Source organism: Pantoea sp. ICBG 828, assembly GCF_002928355.1.
In the GTDB taxonomy this organism is placed as follows: domain Bacteria; phylum Pseudomonadota; class Gammaproteobacteria; order Enterobacterales; family Enterobacteriaceae; genus Pantoea; species Pantoea dispersa.
Genome location: NZ_POWN01000004.1, coordinates 521,183 through 540,194, shown reverse-complemented (window position 1 = coordinate 540,194; position 19,012 = coordinate 521,183). Strand labels below are relative to the sequence as shown.

Genomic DNA, 19,012 nt, shown 5'->3' with positions numbered 1-19,012 from the left:
GCGCAATCATCTGCCCTCTTCTTCCCCTAAGCGATCCAGCAACCCGCTGCGCCGCTGCGTGCGCAACTGCACCGCACGCCGGAACACCGCTTCATCACTGAACAGCGTCAGCTGGCTGCGCGCCCGGGTAATAGCCGTGTATATCAGCTCGCGCGTCAGTACCGGCAGGAACTGAGCCGGCATCACCAGCGCGGTGTGGTCAAACTCTGAACCCTGTGATTTGTGCACCGTCATCGCCCATGCCGTGTCATGGGCCGGCAGGCGACTTGGCTGTACCGCTTTGATGCTGCCATCAGGCAGCGGGAAAAACACCTTGAGCAGCCCTTCCTCATCGAACAGCGTAATGCCGATATCACCATTGAACAGGCCAAGCGCGCTGTCGTTACGCGTCACCATCACCGGACGTCCCTGATACCAGCGGCTGCCCCCTGCCGGACGACGAATCAGCTGCAGCTGCATCAGCTTGTGCTCAATACGCTGATTGAGCCCCTGCACGCCAAATGGCCCTTCGCGCAGGGCGCACAGCAGCTGATAACGGCCAAACGCAGCAATCACCTCGGCCGGTGCGGCACGCTGGTTAATCAGCTGGAGAAATGGCCGATAGCCTTCGGCAATCTGCGTCAGCATCGCCTGATACGCTTCGGCATCGTTGAGCGGCTGGCGCACGATATCACTGAAGCCCGCCTGAAAGGCCGCCTCGACCGCCTGCGCTTCGCCGGCGTTGACCGCCGCAGCCAGCTGACCGATGCCGGAGTGCGCCGCGAAACGGTAGCTTTTGCGCAGCAGGCAGATGGCATCACGCACCGCCGGGGCCACCGCATCATCGGTGCCGGCAACCTCGCAGCCGGTCAGCGTGGTGAGCTGCAGCGCACGCACCGGACTATAGCCCGCCTCGGCACAGCGGCAGATATCCCCGAGTACCGCACCGGCTTCAACCGAGGCCAGCTGGTCGCGATCGCCGAGAAAAATCACCCGCGCGTGAGCGGGCAGCGCGGCGATCAGGTTTGCCATCATGCCGAGATCGACCATCGAGGCTTCATCGACCACCAGCACATCGAGATGCAGCGGATTACCGGCGTGGTAGCGCAGGCGCTGCGTCTCGGGCTGGGCACCGAGTAAACGGTGCAGCGTGGTGGCTTCTGCCGGAAAACGCTGGCGCTCCGCATCGCTGACGTCGAGACTGCGCAGCGCCTTACCCAGCGACTCGGTCAGCCGCGCCGCCGCCTTACCGGTAGGGGCGGCCAGCTGAATGCGCAGGGTTCCCTCACTGAGGCGAATCAGCGCCGCCAGCAGCTTCGCCACCGTGGTGGTTTTGCCGGTGCCGGGCCCCCCAGAGATCACCGCGGTTTTTTGCGTCAGCGCCACCGCCGCCGCAATTTTCTGCCAGTCCTCAGGCTGGCAGCCGAAAAAGGTATCCAGCACGCTGCGCACCTGTTCGGGCGCAAACAGCTGCGGCGCCGCCTGTGGCTGGAAAAAGCGCGCCACTTCCCCTTCGTGATGCCAGAGCCGGTGCAGATAGAGCCGGTTATCACGCAGCACCACCGGCGCCGGGCGATCGCTGGCGCTGAGCGCCTGCCAGTCCGCCAGCAGCGTTGGCCAGTCCTGCGGCTCGCCGGCGGCCTGCCAGATGGCGTGTGCCAGCTCCGGATGACGACCGCTGAACAGCCCTTCGCGGGTAAGCTGCGACAGCGGCAGGCAGACGTGACCGTCACCAGCTTCCGCGCTGAGACAGGCAGCCGCCAGCAGATGCGCGGGCCGATCGTCGTCGGCCAGCAGCCGGGCAAACTGAATATCCAGCGCCCGCAGCAGGCGCAGTTCTGCCGCCTGTGCCAATAGCGTACTCATGCTACTCATGCTGCTGCTCCCGGCCCGCGAAACAGGCTATCCAGTTGTGAAACGAAATCTGATGTTGGTCGGGTATGGAACACCCCGTTATCTGGCGAGCTGCCATCCATGCCGCGTAAAAACAGATAGAATACGCCGCCAAAATGCTGTTCATAATCGTAATCCGTCAGGCGGTGCTGCAAATAGCGATGCAGCGCCAGCGTATACAACTGATACTGCAAATCGTAACGGTGGTCGATCATCGCCTGCGCCATCGCCTGCGGTGTGTATGCCTGATGGCTCTCGCCCAGCCAGTTAGATTTGTAATCCAGCAGATAGTATTTGCCCTGCCAGCGAAATACCAGGTCGATGAAGCCTTTCAGCATGCCCTGCACCTGGCGGAAGTCGAGCGGCGGCGCCTGACGCGACAGCGGATCCTGCCGCATCAACGCGTCCAGCGCCGGTGCCGTCAGCAGTCCGTCAATCGGCAAATAGAACTCCATCTCGATCAGGCGATTGCCCGGTGTGATGTCGCTCAGCCGGATCCCTTCAGTGTTGAGCGGCGTGTTCACCACGCGGGTAATCCACTCGCTCAGCATCGGCTGCCAGTGCAGCGGATAGCCGCTCTGTTGCAACTGCTGTTCCAGCTGCGGCGCTGACGGCGGCTGGGTGAAGTCGAGCGATTCAAACAGCGTATGCAGGAAAGTCCCGGGCGCTGCGCCACGTGGGAAATGGTGCGGCGTCAGCGCGGCTTCCAGCACTTCCGCCTCGCGATCTTCCCCGACCGCTTCCGCATCGAAGCCCGGCATCACATCCAGCAGACGATGACTGCCGTGCTGCTGCAGCCCGGAGTAGCTGGTAACACGCCACGGATCGGCCAGCGCGCGCGTGACGCTGCGCGCATCCAGCGCATCGTCAACCTCGTCCAGCGCCTGCCAGCGTTCATGGCCCTGCGGCTGCGCCAGCACCACTTCGGTTCCGGTCACACTGATGTCGTGCAGTAAACTCGCCAGCTGTTCTGCGGTGGCCGGCTCGCCGCGCTGCAGCAGGAAACCCAGCGCGCTTTTATGTAAATCGCTCTCGCCCTCTTTCTTGCGCGTGCCGCGAAACAGCGGTGCCACGCCGACGCTGCAGTGATACACCGAACGCGTCAGCGCCACGTACAGCAGGCGTAAATCCTCTGCCAGCCGCTCCTGCTCTGCCAGCGCCAGACTTTGCTCATCATTCTGCAAATCCAGCACCGCGTTGTAATGCTCGCGGTCGTGATAGAGCGCGATATCGGCCTCGCGGAAACCGGCGGCAAACGGCAGCCACACCAGTGGATACTGTAACCCCTTGGATTTATGGATAGTGACAATCTGCACCAGGTGGCGGTCGCTCTCCAGCCGCAGCTGCTGGCTGGCCGACTGGCTGTCTGGTCGGGCGATCTGCTGCGCCAGATAACGCACCAGCGCGTGCGGACTGTCGAGCTGGGCCGCCGCCTCCTGCAGCAGTTCGCCGAGGTGCAGCAGATCGGTCAGGCGACGCTCGCCATTCTCTGAGGCCAGCAGGTTTTCTGCCAGCTGGCGCTCCAGCATCAGCTGACGCAGCATCGGCAGTACGCCACGCTGGTGCCACAATTGCTGCCAGCGGGCAAAGGTATCCACCAGCGCATCCCAGCCGCGCGCATCCTGATCCAGCGCGTCCAGCTGCGCGGCATCAAAGGCAAACAGCGACGTGGCCAGCGCGGTGCGCAGCATCCGCTCCTGCTCGGGTGCAAGGATCGCCTGCAACAGCCATAGCAGTTCTCGCGCCTCGGGCGTGGTATACACGCTGTCGCGGTTGGAGAGATAAACCGAGGGAATGCCGAGCTGATTGAGCGCGGCGCGAATCAGATTGGCTTCGTTCCGGCTGCGCACCAATACGGTGATGTCCGAGGCCTGCACCGGCCGCTGATCGGGGGTTTTGCCCAGCAGCGCGCGCTGTTGCTGACCCGCCTGCAGCCAGCGGCTGATATCGGCGGCGCACTGCTGCGCCATCAGCTGCTGGTATTCGCTGACGCTGCAGCCTGCGCCCGGCTGTAGCCAGAAGCGCAGCGCGGCCTGCTCCTCGCCGTCGATACTCAGCGACAAACGCTGATTGGGCGGCGCGGCATTGACCGGCAGAAACGGGATGTCCGCAAACAGAAACGGGGCAGGCTGGCGCATAAACAGCTGATTGACGCTCTCCACCATCGCCGGTGACGAGCGCCAGTTGGTATCCAGCGTGTAGTGCGCGTGAACTTCACTGCGCGCGCGGATATAGGTAAAGATGTCCGCACCGCGGAAGGCGTAGATAGCCTGTTTTGGGTCGCCAATCAGCAGCAGCGCATGCTGCGGCTGCTGTAAATAGAGCGTGCGGAAAATACGGTACTGCAGCGGGTCGGTATCCTGGAATTCGTCAATCAGCGCCACCGGAAAGCGCTGGCGAATCGCCTGCGCCAGCTGCTCGCCGCCGGGCTGTTGCAGCGCCTCGTCCAGCCGGCTCAGCAGATCGTCAAACCCCAGCAGCGCCTGCAGGCGTTTCTCTTTACGCACCGCGTGACGCACCTCCACCAGCGCGCGTGCAATCACCAAATCGCGCAGCGACAGCGGCTGCGCCAGGAATGTATCAATGGCGGCAAACAACGGGTGCTGCGGTGGCGCGCCCTTTTTAGTTTTTTCATTGAGCACCTGCTGACCGAAACGCGCCAGCTCGGCGGGAATCTGGTAATCCACGGTCTCGCTCTGCGCCCAGGCGCTGACTTTGCTGACCCACAGCGGCAGGTTTTTGCTGCTGTAGCTGCGCTTATCAACATCAGACTGCCCGACCAGCGTCAGCACCTCTTCGCCCAGCGCACGCCACTGCGCTTTCATTTCGGCAATACGCGCCAGGTTGCTGCTGTGGCGTGATGTCAGGGTTTCACTGTCGTGCGGCGCCAGACGCAGGCTGGGCGACTCGCCCTGCAGCCACGGGCGCAACGTCGACAACAGCTGTTCCGGCCCGCTCCATTCCGCAACGATGACGCGCGCAATATCCAGCGTCAGCGGATAGCAGTGGCGTCGCCAGAAATCCGCCGTCGCCTGACGCAACAGCAGCTGTTCATCTTCAATCAGCTGCTGCTCAAACAGCATACCGGACTCAAACGCGTTGAGATTGAGCATGCGCTGGCAGAAGCCGTGAATGGTGAAGATCGCCGCCTCGTCCATCTGCCGTTCCGCCGCCAGCAGCAGCGAGGCCGCCTCAGCGGGCTGGGCAATGTCGGCCAGCAGCTGCATCAGCATCGGATTTGCGCTGACGCCGCGCAGACAGGCCAGCCGCAGCTCATGAATATTTTCCCGGATACGGCCGCGCAGTTCGGCGGTGGCGGCTTCGGTAAAGGTCACCACCAGAATCTCTTCCACCGACAGCGGGCGCGCATAGGCATTCGGTCCGCCAAGTCCCAATAGCAAACGCAGGTAGAGCAGACCAATGGTAAAGGTCTTACCGGTGCCGGCGGAGGCCTCAATCAGACGCTCACCCTGCAGCGGCAGCGTCAGGGGATTGAGCGATTCAGGGCGCTGACTCATGGCGCATCACTCTTCACGGAGAGCGACTGCTGCAGCCGGGCGACTTCATCCCAGGTGGTAAAGCCCGGCAGCGGCGCGTAATCCGCATCGTGGGTGCCATCGTGACTGCCGCCAATCTGCGAGATCATCGCCATGCCCTGCTGCGCCAGCACGGCCTGATGGAAAAAGTCAGCCAGGCTGGCCGGTGTCAGCTGCTGAATTTGCGCAATGGCCTTTTCGCGCGTATCAAACGCGAAGTTCTGGCGATTGAAATCACGACTGTAACGGTTGGCCTCTTCATCCAGCGTTTGCGGACGCTGTTTCAGGTCGTTGATCAGTGCCTGCTGATACTGGGCGAAATCCTCCGCTTTCATGCTGCGCAGACGCTGTTCCGCCTGCGGATAGAACGCCTGGAAACGCTGCAGCAGATAAGCGGGCGGTTTACTGTTGCTTTGCAGCAGGAAGCCAATGCCCCACTGGCGACCAATCGGGATCTGATAAGCGAACACCGCATAGCCCAGCTGCTCCTCGGTGCGCAGCTGATTGTAGAACCACGGCTGCACAATCTGGCTCAGCATGGTGCTGTTAGCCATACTTTGATACTCGCTGTAGCCGAGCGGCACATACAGCGTCGCCAGCGCTGAGTCGGTGCTGCTGCCGGTTTTCTGCAGGTTGGCTTTGATCGGCTTATCCACCACCACATAATTGCTGTGCCAGTAACCGTGCCCCGTGCTGTGCAGCTGCTGTTTAAGCTCTTCGCCCAGCTGCCTGACGCGATCGGCCGACAGATTGCCGACCACCATCATTTCCGGCGTGGCGTGCTGGATCAGCGCATCGCGGTAATCCATCACCTCCTGCAGCGTGATCTGTTTCACCAGCTGGCGTCGCGCCTCACGCTGGGTATAAGGCAGCTGGGACAGCATTTGCATCGGCTGAATCGCCTGTTCAAACGCTTTGCCCTTTTCCGCTGCTTCCAGCCGATCCAGATACCAGGATTTCGCCTGCTCGAGCTGCTGCGCATCCGGCTGGAAGCTGGCGTAGCCTTCTACCAGCTTTTTCAGCAGCTCCGGCAGGCGCTGGGTGAAGCCGCTGGCATTGAACACCAGCCCGTCGTCCTCACCGGTGGAGAAGCTGATGCCGCCCACCGAGGCCTGCGAATTCAGCTCATCCAGCGCCAGGCTGGAGAGGTAGTCGTTGAGACCAAACAACACCTGCTGGCGCGCATCGCTGATCGCGGATTTGTTACGCAGCGCGAGCGTAATAGCGGCCTTCGGCTCGCTGGCGTAGAACTGGCTCGGCATCCAGTAGATGCGCATGCTGTCGCCATTGGTCAGCGCCACCGGATGATCGTAATGCTTACCGTCAGACGGGATGAGGGCGAAGTCCGACGGAATGTAGGGATTCAGGGTCGGCAGCGACAGCGGAATCTGCTGCGCCTGCTGCTGCCAGTCGCTAAACTGCGCGGCGCTGATTTTATCCACCTGATAAGGCGCATTCACAAAGTAAGCCTGTTTGTTGTGCGGCTCAGCGGGACTGATGTACCAGATGCGGGCGTTCTGCGGCGTCATCTCAGCCAGACGGGCGCTGATCGCGGCCGCATCATAGCGGTCGGCCAGATAAGGCGCATCCAGCGTGTGCGTCACCGGCACGCGCAGCATGGTATCCACCAGCCACTCAATGTAATCCATATCGCGGGTAATCGACGGATAGCGGAAATCCAGCGCCAGCACGTGCGCGACTTCATCGAAATAGCGCTTGTCGATGCCTTGTTTGCGCAGCATATCAAGGTAGCTGAATACTGCAGCCACCACGCGATCGCGCTGCGCCAGACCTTTGTCGGTCAGCGAAACCGAGATGGCAAACACGCCGCTGTTACGCTCGGTCATCGGATCCGCGCCGGCATTGACGCCATCCGCCAGTCCCTGCTGCTGCAACCAGTCGTTCAGGGTATTTTTGCTGCGGTTGCCCAGCAGATAACTGATTAAGGTGTCGGTTTTGCTGCGGAACTGGTCGCTGTCGTTGGCGATGCGAAACTCAATTTTCAGCTGCTTGCGCGGCTGCGCTGGCACGTAATGAATGATGATGCCTTTCTGCGCATCGGTGACCACCGGCACGGTAATGTCCGGCACGCTGGCCTGATGATTGGCCACGCGACCAAAGGTCTCGGCAGCGATCGTCGCCATCTCCGGCAGCGGTTTGTTACTGTAAATCACCGCTTTCATCAGATTCGCCGAGTAGTGGCGGTGATAGAAATCGAGCAGCGCCTGATGCAGGTTGCTGTCGGGTTTGTCACTCAGAGTATCAAGGTTACCGCCCGAATAGCGCGAGCCGGGGTGCGCCGGGTTGAGGGTTTCCGCGCCAACCTGCGCCATACGCAGCCCATCGCGCGAGCGTGCCATCGTCAGCTCAGCGTTAACCGCATGCCGCTCGCGGTCCGCGTTGGTCGGGTCGAGCAGGGGTTGCGCAATCGCATCCGCCAGACGATCCACCGCCGGTTGCAGCGCATCGTTTTCGACTTCCAGGTAAAACGCGGTGCGGTACGAGGCTGTGCTGGCATTGTGGCTACCACCGTGCTTCTTGAGAAACTCCGCCAGGTTATCCGGCTGCGGATAATTTTTTGACCCCATCAGCACCATGTGTTCCAGATAGTGTGCCAGGCCCAGCTGACTGTCGGGATCGTCCAGAGAACCGATCGGTAACGTCAGCGCTGCCAGCGATTTCGGCGCGGCAGCATCCGACACCAGCAGCACCGTCATGCCGTTGCTCAGGGTAATGGCCTGATAACTGCGCGGATCGTGATCGCTCTTGCGGATGGTTTCATCAATCGGCTGCCAGCCGCGCCCGTCGTCGGCAAAGGCATTCAGCGCCAGCATGCTCAGCAGCAGCGCTCCTATCCAGCGTGCGTAAATCCGCATTTCAACCCCTTAACGTTACCCTTATCCGCCGGCATTGCGCCGGTCGGGATACTCAAACACTTTCTTATAAGACGGTGGCTGCCAAGGTACAGGCCGCACTTCCGTTGCTATTCATCATCCTGATGCGCGAGGCGCACCGGCAAATACCACTGACGCGCCGCAGCGATGATCTGCTGCTGCGTCGGCTCGTCCAGCGTGCGGCACAGGCGCTGCAGATAGGGATCGCTGCCCTCGCCTTCAACCTGATAGCCGCCCTGCCACGCCTGCAACAGCTTGTTGAGCGCCTTTTTCTGCGTAGCGTCATCTTCCTGAAGCTGGCCGGATTTGCTGTCAAAGCTGGCGTCCAGCCAGGCGCCGCCGGATTTATTCAGCAGCAGCAGCGGCTGCGCCAGACCTGCCTCACAGGCGGCCACATATTCAGCCAGCTGCGCCTGCGCCTGGGCGGGTGCCACCGCCGCGAAGCGCCAGCGGCTCTGTTTGCGACCGTACATGCGGCTGGTGCCGTTGCCGCCCAGCGCACAATACACCAGATGTTCCAGCCACAGCAGCAGGCCATCGTTGATGTTGAGCACGCCCGGCCGCCAGCGTAACAGCCCATCAGCTTGCACCTGAGTCAGCCAGCCGGTCAACTGCGTTGCGCCCAGCGTCAGGTTGACTTCCCAGCTCTCCGCCTGCAGCCGCTGCGCGCTCACTTCCGCCGCCACTTCCTGCATCTCTTCGGTCTGGCTTTGCCAGAAAAGTTCCCCGAAGGCGCCGTAAGGCAGATTACCGGCGGCGCGATGGTGCGCATACAGCTGGGCCGGATCGTCACCGTTGACCAGCGTATTGAGCAGTTCAGCGTTGATCTGATAGCGCTCCAGGCTGTCCGGTGCGAACGGTTCGCTGTCCGGCAGCTCGCTCTCCTCCATCCAGAAAGCCACACCGAGGCGCTGCTGAAACCACGCCCGTACCGGATGACGCCAGAAGCGTAGCAGCTGCTCCAGCGACAGCGTGGTCAGCGGCTGAACCGGCAGCGGCTGGACAAACCCGGGCTGCGCCACGCCGCTGCCGGTCGCCGCCGGCAACCATTCTGCGGCAAAGCTCTGCACGTGGCTTCCCGGCTGGAAATTTTCCGCCGCAAACGGCATGCGGCTGTGCAGGCGTTGCAAATGTGCCCGCACCCGCTGCTCACTGACGTCCGGCTCACAGGCTTCATCGCCCGGCAGACAGAAACTTTGCGCCAGATAATCCACCAGTTCAGTCACCAGCACCGAGGGATAGCGCTCGGTGTTGTCCTGAATCGCCCGGCCAATGTAGCTGATGTACAGCTGCTGCTGCGCCGAGATCAGCGCTTCAAGGAACAGATAGCGGTCATCATCACGCCGGCTGCGATCGCCTTTCCGCGTCTGCTGCTGCATCAGGTCAAAACCGAGCGGCGCCAGGGTGCGCGGATACACGCCGTCGTTCATGCCCAGCAGGCACACCACTTTAAACGGGATAGAGCGCATCGGCATCAGCGTACAGAAGTTGATCGGCCCGGCCAGGAAGCGCTGGCTGATGCGCTGCTGATCGAGGCGCGCACGCAGCTCATCGCGCAGCAGCGTGACCGGAATCGGCTGCTGATAGGCGGCCTGCATCCCCTGCTCAATGATCTCCTGCCACTGCGTTTCGACCAGCAGCAGCGCCGCTTCGCTGTCGGCATCGCCGCTGAAGAAGCTGTCGATCAGCTCACGGCACAGCGGCAGCCACTCGGCCAGGGTGCGCGTCTGCGCAAGGCGCGTGCGCCAGCTGTCGAGCCGCGCCAGCAGCTCGGCCAGATGGCCCGCCAGCTCGGCGATCAGGCCGCTGGATTCGTCATACGGCAGAATGCCCTGCCAGTCGCCGTTGCGGCTTTCCAGCGCGTAGCCCAGCAGCATACGCTGCAAGCCGAAGCGCCAGGTGTGCTGGCCGGTGACCGGCAGCGCCAGCGCTTCCACGCTGGCGTCATCCAGTCCCCAGCGGATGCCGGATTCCATCACCCAGCGGCGCAGCAGGCGCAGGCCGCTCTCCTCTACGGAGAAACGCTGTGCCAGCGCCGGCACCTCGAGCAGCGCCAGCACCTCTTCTGAGGCAAAGCGACTGTCCGGCAGTGCCAGCAGGCTGAGCAGCGCGAGGATGGCCGGATGCGCCTGACTGGCGCGCCGGTCAGAAATGGCGAACGGCAGATAGCGCTCAGGCGGCGCACTGGCAAAAGCCGCCTGAATAAAAGGCGCGTAGCTGTCGATGTCTGCCACCATGACGATAATATCGCGCGGCTTCAGCTCCGGGTCGGCTTCCATCAGCGCCAGCAGGTGATCCTGCAGCACTTCCACTTCACGCTGGGCGCTGTGACACACCTGGAGCGTGATGGAGCGATCGTGCGGATCGAGCCGGCGCTTGTCCATGCTGTCGGCCAGCTCGCCAGCGCTGAGCCCAATCACCGCGCGATCGTCAAGATTGAGCAGATCGGCCTGCAGGCAGTGCAGCAGATTATCCGGTGACATCTCCACAAACGCATCGATGTCGTTGGCGGCTGACTCCATCTGGCTCAGCAGAAACAGGTTGTCGCGGCCCAGCTTGCCCCACGAGGCCAGCAGTGGATTGGTCAGCTGCTGCTCGCCCAGTTCGTTAAACAGCGCTGGCGCGGCATCCGGGTCGCGGAACAGCGGCTGCGTCTCCTGCGAATGCAGGCGCAGCCGCTGGCGGCTCTGCAGCTTCGCGAGGAAGGCGTAATCCTGAATGTCGCCCCAGTAGTGACGACAGGGATTGGTAAACAGCAGGTGAATATCAATATGGCGGCCCAGCGCTTCCAGCGCCTGCAGATAAACCGGCGGCAGCGCAGAGATACCGCAGATGAAGACGCGCTGCGGCAGTCCCGGCGGCGGCGTTGACGCCTGCTCCAGCGCCTGGATAAACCGTGCATAGAGGTTGGCACGGTGCCACATCGGCTGACCGAGGCTGCGCGTGAATTCGACCAGATCGCGCCACAGCGCCGCCTGCCACTGCTGAGCATCGCTCAGCCCGTCCACCTGTTCGCCGCGCTCCCAGCGGTTCAGCCAGTCGGAGCGGTAGACCAGATACTGGTCGAACAGATCCGCCACGCGCGCGCTGAGCTGGTAGAGTTTGCGCTGATCGTCGTCGTCATGCAGATAGCTGCGCAGCGGCTGAAACGCCTCCTGCTCCAGCAGCACCGGCAGCCGGTGCATCAGCTTCCAGCTCATGCTGGCTTTGGTGAAAGCACTCTCTTCCGGGATATCCGGCAGCACTTTAACGAACATGCTCCAGATAAAGCTGGCGGGCAGCGGAAAATCAATGTTGGCGGCAATGTTGAAGCGGTTAGCCAGCTCCATCTGCAGCCACTGCGCCATGCCCGGGCTCTGTACCAGCACCTGCTCAGCCGCGAGCGGATCGGCCAGCGGCTGGAGTTTTATCAGCTCTACCGCTAAGTCTTTCAATAAATCTAACCGATTGGAGTGGTAAACCCGGAACATAAAACTCCTTAAAGAAGGGAAAGCGCAGCCCGGTCACTCTACCCTTAATCGCCTGGCCTGCCTACCCGCCGGCATCACCTTCGCGGCAATTGAGCCGCGCCAGCGACGCCGTGCGCTGATGGGGTCCGGTGACGGTAACGCGATCCAGCACGCAGCCCCCAGGTAAACTCTGCGGCTGGTGCACAATGTGCCAGCCGGCAGTATCACGCCCGAGCAGCGCCTGCCCGGCTACCTGCCACGCCTGGCGCTGCTGCCACTGCTGGCTAAATCCCAGCGCCAGTGCGCGATGATACTGCAGCAGCGTGCTGATGGTCATCGCCAGCAGCAGCATCGCGACCAGCGTTTCCGCCAGGCTAAAACCCTGCTGTCGCCTCTGGCAGCTGACACTGCTCCGCCTTCGCCAGCGGGCAGTAGTCGATCCAGCCATGCGGCTGTGGCTGCAGCTGACCGTTGCGCAGCGACACCCACTGATAGAGCACGAGCGCGCGTCCGGTGCCGCGCGCCGATAATAAGCCATGATTCTCCTCCTGCCGCAGCAGACAGCTTTGCCACGCGTCGGCCTGAGCGGTCTGACACTGCCAGCCCGCGGCCTGTGGCCAGTTTTGCTGCCGGCCCCATGTTAAAGCGGCCTGCGCCTGCCAGAAATCCTGCTGATGCTGCTGCTCGTCGGCGACCAGCGCCATGCCCTGCGCCAGCTGCGTGCGCGCGGCGTGCAGCGTGAGCCCGCCCATCAGCAGTAACATCACCACCATGCCTAGCGTGCTGTTGCCGCGCTGCTTCACAGATTCAGCCCCTCCGCTATCATCGTCAGCTCTGCCTGCTGGCGGCCCGCCGTGGCGGCCATCTGCAACAGCAGCCGCGTGCCCTGGCGCTCAACCCGGAAGGTGCTGAGGGTGAGGAATGCCGGATCGGTGATGCGCTCCCAGCCGTTGCTGTTGCACTCATCCACGCCGCGCTGCATCTCCAGCTGTCCGTTGCGCAGACGATAGCCGTAATAATCGCTTTCACTGTGACCGACACCTTCCCAGCGTCCGTTACTGTTTTCGTCCCAGCGCAGCAGTACACAGCTGCCGCTGCTCATCAGCGTGAGCGCCGCACCGGCGCACTGACCGTGACAGTAACCGGCACGGCGCAGCGCTTTGGCCAGCGAGCCGGCAATCTGCTGCAGCTCCTGTTGCAGCTGGACCCGCTGCTGCAGGCGCAGGTTCTGCTCCAGCAGCAGCGGCAGAAAGCGGCCGACGCTGACCATCAGCACTGCGCCAATCGCCATGGCGATCAGCATCTCCAGCAGACTGAAGCCCCCCTGCGCTATTCGCATCCCTTCTCTCCTGGCTGGCAGACCCGGATGCGCGCCCGGGCGGAGAGGATGACGCGCCAGCGGCCAGCTGCGCTCTCCAGTTCGATACTGCCGGGCCGGGCCACATCGCGTCGGCCGTAAAAGCCCGGCTCGCCGACCAGCGCGGTGATGCGCACTTCGCGATAAGGCGGCCGGAACAGCCAGCGCGACGGCAGCTTACACCCTTCTGCGGGCTGCGGCCCGGTGCCGAGGCAGCCGTTTTCGCCCGGCTGCAGCCACAGGCTGAGGTCGCGGTTGTGCCAGCTGGCGTGCGCACGCAGCCGCAGCAAAAAGCTCTGCAACTGCAGTACGCTCTCACGCAGTTGCTGATACTGCTGCCAGCGCTGCCAGCCCTGTAAGGCGGCGATGCTGAGGATGCCGGCAATCACCATAACCAGCAGCAGTTCCGGCAGCGTAAAGCCGGCGTTTTGGGTTCTGTTCATAACCGGCACTCTGCGCCTGCCGGATGAAAAGCAACAGCGGCAAACAGAGAAGATGGAAAGCGTGCCGCAGGAAAGTTATGCCCGGTGCAGACAACACCCTTTTTTTGCGCGTCGGATTCAGAAAATCCCCGCAGAAGCGGACGGGGCCAGGCAAAAAAAAAAGCCCTGCACGATGGCAGGGCCTGATGCTGAAGAGCGGCAGATTACACGGCAACCGGCGCTTTGATCGCCGGATGCGGATCGTAGCCTTCGATCTCAAAATCATCGAACTGGTAATCAAAAATCGACGCGGGCTTACGCTTAATCACCAGTTTCGGCAGCGGTCGCGTTTCACGCGTCAGCTGCAGTCGCGCCTGTTCGAGATGGTTACTGTACAGGTGCGTATCGCCGCCGGTCCAGACGAAATCGCCCACCTCAAGATCGCACTGCTGTGCCACCATATGCACCAGCAGCGCATAGCTGGCGATATTGAACGGCAGGCCGAGGAAGATATCGCATGAACGCTGGTACAGCTGGCACGACAGCTTGCCATTCGCCACATAGAACTGGAAAAACGCGTGGCACGGCGCCAGCGCCATCTGATCCAGCTCACCGACGTTCCATGCCGAAACGATAATGCGGCGCGAATCCGGATCGCGTTTCAGCTGCTCAATCACCTTGCTGATTTGATCGATCTCTTCGCCGGAAGCATTGCCCCAGCTGCGCCACTGCTTGCCGTAGACCGGTCCCAGATCGCCGTTTTCATCCGCCCATTCGTCCCAGATGGTGACCTTGTTCTCTTTCAGGTAGCCGATGTTGGTGTCGCCTTTTAGGAACCACAGCAGCTCATGAATGATTGAGCGCAGATGCACCTTCTTGGTGGTGACCAGCGGAAAACCGTCCTGCAAATTGAAACGCATCTGGTGGCCAAAGATGGAGAGCGTGCCGGTACCGGTACGGTCGGCCTTTTCTGCGCCTTCATTCAGCACATGTTGCATCAAATCCAGATACTGTTTCATTTTACCTCACGCGTTTGTTGCTGCGGGCGACGACGATACGCCCAGACCATCATAATCACTCCGGCCAGAATCATCGGGATCGACAGAATCTGGCCCATACTGATACCGCCTTCGAACAGGCCAAGCTGGGCATCCGGCTGGCGGAAAAACTCCACGATAATGCGGAATGCGCCGTAGCCAATCAGGAACAGGCCGGAGACGCTGCCCATCGGGCGCGGCTTGCGAATAAACAGGTTGAGGATGATAAACAGCACGATGCCTTCCAGACACAGCTCATACAGCTGTGACGGATGGCGCGGCAGCACGCCGTACGTGTTCAGCAGTTCCTGATATTGCGGGTTGTTGGCCGCCAAAGCGAGGTCTTCGCTGCGCGAACCCGGGAACAGCATGGCGAATTTAAAGTCAGGCGCCACGCGGCCCCACAGTTCGCCGTTGATGAAGTTGCCGAGACGGCCAGCACCGAGACCAAACGGGATCAGCGGCGCAATGAAATCAGAGACCTGGAAGAAGGTGCGTTTGGTACGGCGGGCGAAGATCAGCATCACCACGATCACCCCAATCAGACCACCGTGGAATGACATGCCCCCGTCCCACACTTTGAACAGATAGAGTGGGTTGTCGAGGAACAGCGGCAGGTTATAGAACAGCACGTAGCCGATGCGGCCGCCGAGGAACACGCCGAGGAAGCCCGCGTACAGCAGGTTTTCAACTTCTTCTTTCTTCCAGCCGCTGCCGGGTTTGTTGGCGCGGCGCACCGCCAGCCACATAGCAAACACAAAGCCTACCAGATACATCAGGCCGTACCAGTGCAGCGAAACCGGTCCGATGGAGAAGATCACCGGATCGAATTGGGGAAATGAAATGTAGCCGTTAGTCATCTTTCACCATGTTTTTTCTGCCCGCAAAAGGGCGTGGCTAAAGGGCCATACAATAAAAGGCTGCGCATCATAGCACAGCCGCTTTTCACAATTTCCGCAGAAATGTAAACAGTTAACGTCCGCCGCGAATCAGTCCGCCCAGGCCGCGCCGCTCCATGAAAGCCGACACCAGATGGCGCACCTCCGTTGCGGTGTGCGCCATCACGCCCTGCTGGCTCAGTTTCTGCGCCTCTTCATAATCGAGGTGGCGCAGCAGGTATTTGACGCGCGGAATGTTCTTGCCGTTCATGCTGAGATGGTGATAACCCAGACCCACCAGCAGCGCGACGCACATCGGATCGCCCGCCATTTCACCACACAGGCACAGCTCCAGTTTGGCCTGGCGGGCTTCGCTGGCGATGGTTTGCAACGCCCGCAGCATCGCCGGATGCAGCGAATCGTAAAGGTTGGCGACGCGGGTATTGTTACGATCGACCGCCAGCAGATACTGGGTGAGATCGTTGGTGCCGACGGAGATAAAGTCCACGCGTTGCGCCAGATGCGGGATCAGAAACAGCATCGACGGCACTTCAATCATCACACCAATGCGCGGTTTCGGAATGGCATAACCGAGCATCTCTTCCACTTCGCGACCGGCGCGATCGATCAGGCGCCGCGCCTCTTCGATCTCGTCGATATGACTGATCATCGGCAGCAGAATGCTCAGGTTGCCCGAAGCGACGTTGGCGCGCAGCATGGCGCGCACCTGCACCAGGAAGATCTCCGGCTGGTCGAGCGTCAGACGAATGCCACGCCAGCCGAGACAGGGGTTCTCTTCACTGATCGGCATGTAAGGCAGCTGTTTGTCAGCGCCGACATCCAGCGTGCGCAGCGTCACCGGTTTGTCGTAAAACAGTTGCAGCATGCCCTGATATTGCGCCACCTGCTCCTCTTCCGACGGGAAGCCGCTTTGCAGCATGAACGGAATTTCGGTGCGATACAGGCCGATGCCGTCAACCCAGTTGTCGAGCGCCTGTTCGTGTTCCGGGCTGAGACCGGCGTTGAGCATCACCTGCACGCGCTCGCCGCTTTTCAGCTCGCCGGGCTGCTCCACCACATCTTCGGCCATTTTGCTCAGCGCGTTCTCTTCGCTGATCAGCCGCTGATACTCCTGCACCAGCACCGGCTCTGGATCGATCAGCACTTCGCCGCGATAGCCGTCCACGATCAGCAGCCGCTTGTTGAGCTGCGACGGCAGGATATCCGCGCCCATCACGGTCGGAATACCCATGGCGCGCGTGAGGATCGCCGCGTGCGAGTTGGCTGCGCCATCGCGCACCACTACGCCCGCCAGCCGCTCCTGCGGCAGCTCCGCCAGCGTGGTGGCGGTGAGTTCATCGGCCACCAGCACAAAGCGTTCCGGCCAGGCATTAGTACCCACCAGCGTGTCGTCAAGGTGGAACAGCAGGCGCTGGCCGAGCACGCGCAAATCCCCGGCGCGCTCACGTAAATAGTGATCCTGCAGGCTGGCAAACTGTGCGGCAAACTTCTCGATCACCGTTTTGACCGCCCACTCGGCTACCGATCCGCGCTCGATCTCGGCAAACAGATCTTTTTTCAGTCGCGCATCGGTGAGCAGGTGCGAGTAAAGATCGAAGATCGCCGCGCTCTCTTTCTGCACGCTGGCCGCGAAACGCTTGCTGAAGCGGCGAAACTCGTTACTCGCCTCGCCCATGGCGACAATCAGGCGCTCGCGTTCACGCTGTGGATCGAGCGTAGAGGCGGCGGACACCTGGTCGAGCAGCGGCTGCGTTTCATCAACCCAGCCAGGTGCAACGGCGACGCCCGGCGCGGCGGCAATCGCTTTGACGCGCGTCTGGCGGAACTGACCGAACAGCTGGCCAAGCTGCGACTGCGACAGCAGCGCGGCCATCTGCGTGGCCAGCGTAACCAGAAATGACTCTTCGCTTTCGTCGAACTGACGATGCTCTCGCTGTTGCACCACCAGCACGCCGAGCAGCTGACGCCGGCTGATGATTGGCACACCCAGAAACGAGCGGTAGCGCTCTTCTTTGACGGAGGGAATGTATTTGAAGCTGGGATGACTTTGCGCATCGGCGAGGTTGATCGGTTCGGCCAGGCGGCCCACCAGCCCGACTATACCTTCGTCGAACGCCAGCGTAACCGTGCGGCCGCGCGGCTTTTTCAGGCCGCGCGTCGCCATCAGGTAGTAGCAACGCCGATCGTGATCGGCGAGGTAAACCGAGCAGACCTCGGTCTCCATCGCCAGGCATATTTCGTTGACCAGAATGTCGAGTGCTTCATTCAGACGCGGTGCACTCGCCACTTTTTCTACAATTTCGCGCAACTGAGTGAGCATAAAGGGCGTGGCCTATCCTCTTTTACGTCGATGGGCGGCGTTGTTATTGCGCTGCCCCGCACTCTCCTGCATAGACATCACCACGCCAGCGAATTCCTTCATGACGCGGCGATACACATCGCGCTTGAAAGAGACAACCTGACGTACCGGATACCAGAAGCTGACCCAGCGCCAGCCATCGAACTCCGGCGTGCTACTGTGTTGCACATTGATATCCGCGTCACTACACATCAACTGCAGAAGAAACCACTTTTGTTTCTGGCCGATACACACCGGCTTTGTGTCCCAACGCACCAAACGTTTTGGCAACTTGTAACGTAACCAGTTACGGGTTGAAGCAAGTATTCGAACATCTTTGCGGTGTAAACCCACTTCTTCGAACAGTTCACGATACATCGCCTGTTCAGCGGTTTCACCCGGATTGATGCCTCCCTGAGGAAACTGCCAGGAGTGCTGTCCAAAGCGCCTGGCCCATAACACTTGTCCTTGCCTGTTACAGATTACGATACCAACATTCGGGCGGTAGCCATCATCATCGATCACTGGACTACCTCAAAGCTAAATTTGAATAGCCTGATTGTTTCATACTCCTTACAGGCGGTAAACCACTGGATATCCGCGCCGCTGACCGGATAACAATGGGATAACTCACAGATAATAGCCATGTTATAAACAGACAGGGGTATTTAACGGCGATCTTATTCACCTTTTCTGTGGATAGCTTTGTGCAGAACACGGGAATGAGTTGAATAACCGCTTCGGAAAATTCTCATGCACGCCGGGGAGAATAGCACTAAAACCACCATTTATCATAGGGATAGCCTGTTAACCCGTTCAGATACACAGCGTGAAAGCCGGTTATTCTTCCCCACGCGGTTACCGCCGCTCAAAGATCCATCACCGTTGATTTTATCCACAGAGAATGTCCTAAACCTGGGCAGAGAATGGAAAAAAAGCGCGCAGTTCGGCAAAGTCAAGGCTGTAAATGGAAACAGGGGTGGGCAAAACATGGGGTTATCCCACTTTTCTGTGGATAACTGGGTTTAAGATCCTGTTCATTGTCGATAACAAACCGGGATAACCGCCTCTTACCCTGGTGAGCGCCAGGTCAATCGCGCTAAAAAAGCATGCTGAATCATGCTATTATCACGTTTACATTGTCCGCCACGATGTGGACAACACGCGCCGACCTTTACTGACCAAATTTTGACCAATGCGAGTTTTAT

12 protein-coding genes are annotated in these 19,012 nt (G+C 60.9%); all 12 read right to left on the bottom strand.

Annotated elements, in window-relative coordinates:
- Positions 1-6: 6 nt before the first annotated feature.
- Positions 7-1,854 carry an exodeoxyribonuclease V subunit alpha gene (recD, locus tag C1Y43_RS12805; protein WP_104188435.1) on the bottom strand — a complete coding sequence of 616 codons (1,848 nt, stop codon included), beginning with the start codon at positions 1,852-1,854 and terminating at the stop codon, positions 7-9.
- The gene (recB, locus tag C1Y43_RS12800) at positions 1,851-5,390 is read right to left on the bottom strand and encodes an exodeoxyribonuclease V subunit beta (protein ID WP_104188433.1); all 3,540 of its coding nucleotides are present in this window, start codon (positions 5,388-5,390) and stop codon (positions 1,851-1,853) included. The genes recD and recB overlap by 4 nt, the downstream gene beginning before the upstream one ends.
- On the bottom strand, positions 5,387-8,284 hold the full coding sequence (gene ptrA, locus C1Y43_RS12795; protein ID WP_104188431.1) for a pitrilysin: 2,898 nt from the start codon (positions 8,282-8,284) through the stop codon (positions 5,387-5,389). Before ptrA ends, recB begins: the two co-directional genes overlap by 4 nt.
- 107 nt (positions 8,285-8,391) lie before the next feature.
- Positions 8,392-11,772: an exodeoxyribonuclease V subunit gamma gene (recC, locus tag C1Y43_RS12790; protein WP_104188430.1), complete on the bottom strand. Its 3,381-nt coding sequence runs from the start codon at positions 11,770-11,772 to the stop codon at positions 8,392-8,394.
- Positions 11,773-11,833: 61 nt separating this feature from the next.
- Positions 11,834-12,124 carry a prepilin-type N-terminal cleavage/methylation domain-containing protein gene (locus C1Y43_RS12785; protein WP_230857086.1) on the bottom strand — a complete coding sequence of 97 codons (291 nt, stop codon included), beginning with the start codon at positions 12,122-12,124 and terminating at the stop codon, positions 11,834-11,836.
- A gap of 1 nt (position 12,125) precedes the next feature.
- A complete protein-coding gene (locus C1Y43_RS12780; protein WP_064511411.1) occupies positions 12,126-12,554 on the bottom strand; it encodes a DUF2509 family protein in 429 nt (142 codons plus the stop codon).
- Positions 12,551-13,090, bottom strand: a complete 540-nt coding sequence (locus C1Y43_RS12775; RefSeq protein WP_104188428.1) for a prepilin peptidase-dependent protein — start codon at positions 13,088-13,090, stop codon at positions 12,551-12,553. Before C1Y43_RS12775 ends, C1Y43_RS12780 begins: the two co-directional genes overlap by 4 nt.
- The gene (locus C1Y43_RS12770; protein WP_104188427.1) at positions 13,081-13,551 is read right to left on the bottom strand and encodes a prepilin-type N-terminal cleavage/methylation domain-containing protein; all 471 of its coding nucleotides are present in this window, start codon (positions 13,549-13,551) and stop codon (positions 13,081-13,083) included. The genes C1Y43_RS12775 and C1Y43_RS12770 overlap by 10 nt, the downstream gene beginning before the upstream one ends.
- A 203-nt stretch (positions 13,552-13,754) precedes the next feature.
- Complete coding sequence (thyA, locus tag C1Y43_RS12765) at positions 13,755-14,549, bottom strand: thymidylate synthase (RefSeq protein WP_104188425.1); 795 nt, start codon at positions 14,547-14,549, stop codon at positions 13,755-13,757.
- On the bottom strand, positions 14,546-15,427 hold the full coding sequence (gene lgt / locus C1Y43_RS12760; RefSeq protein ID WP_021506703.1) for a prolipoprotein diacylglyceryl transferase: 882 nt from the start codon (positions 15,425-15,427) through the stop codon (positions 14,546-14,548). The genes thyA and lgt overlap by 4 nt, the downstream gene beginning before the upstream one ends.
- A gap of 112 nt (positions 15,428-15,539) precedes the next feature.
- Positions 15,540-17,786 (bottom strand): phosphoenolpyruvate--protein phosphotransferase, encoded by a 2,247-nt coding sequence (ptsP, locus tag C1Y43_RS12755; RefSeq protein WP_104188424.1) that lies wholly within the window; start codon positions 17,784-17,786, stop codon positions 15,540-15,542.
- Positions 17,787-17,798: 12 nt separating this feature from the next.
- A complete protein-coding gene (rppH, locus tag C1Y43_RS12750; protein WP_031279497.1) occupies positions 17,799-18,329 on the bottom strand; it encodes an RNA pyrophosphohydrolase in 531 nt (176 codons plus the stop codon).
- Positions 18,330-19,012 lie beyond the last annotated feature (683 nt).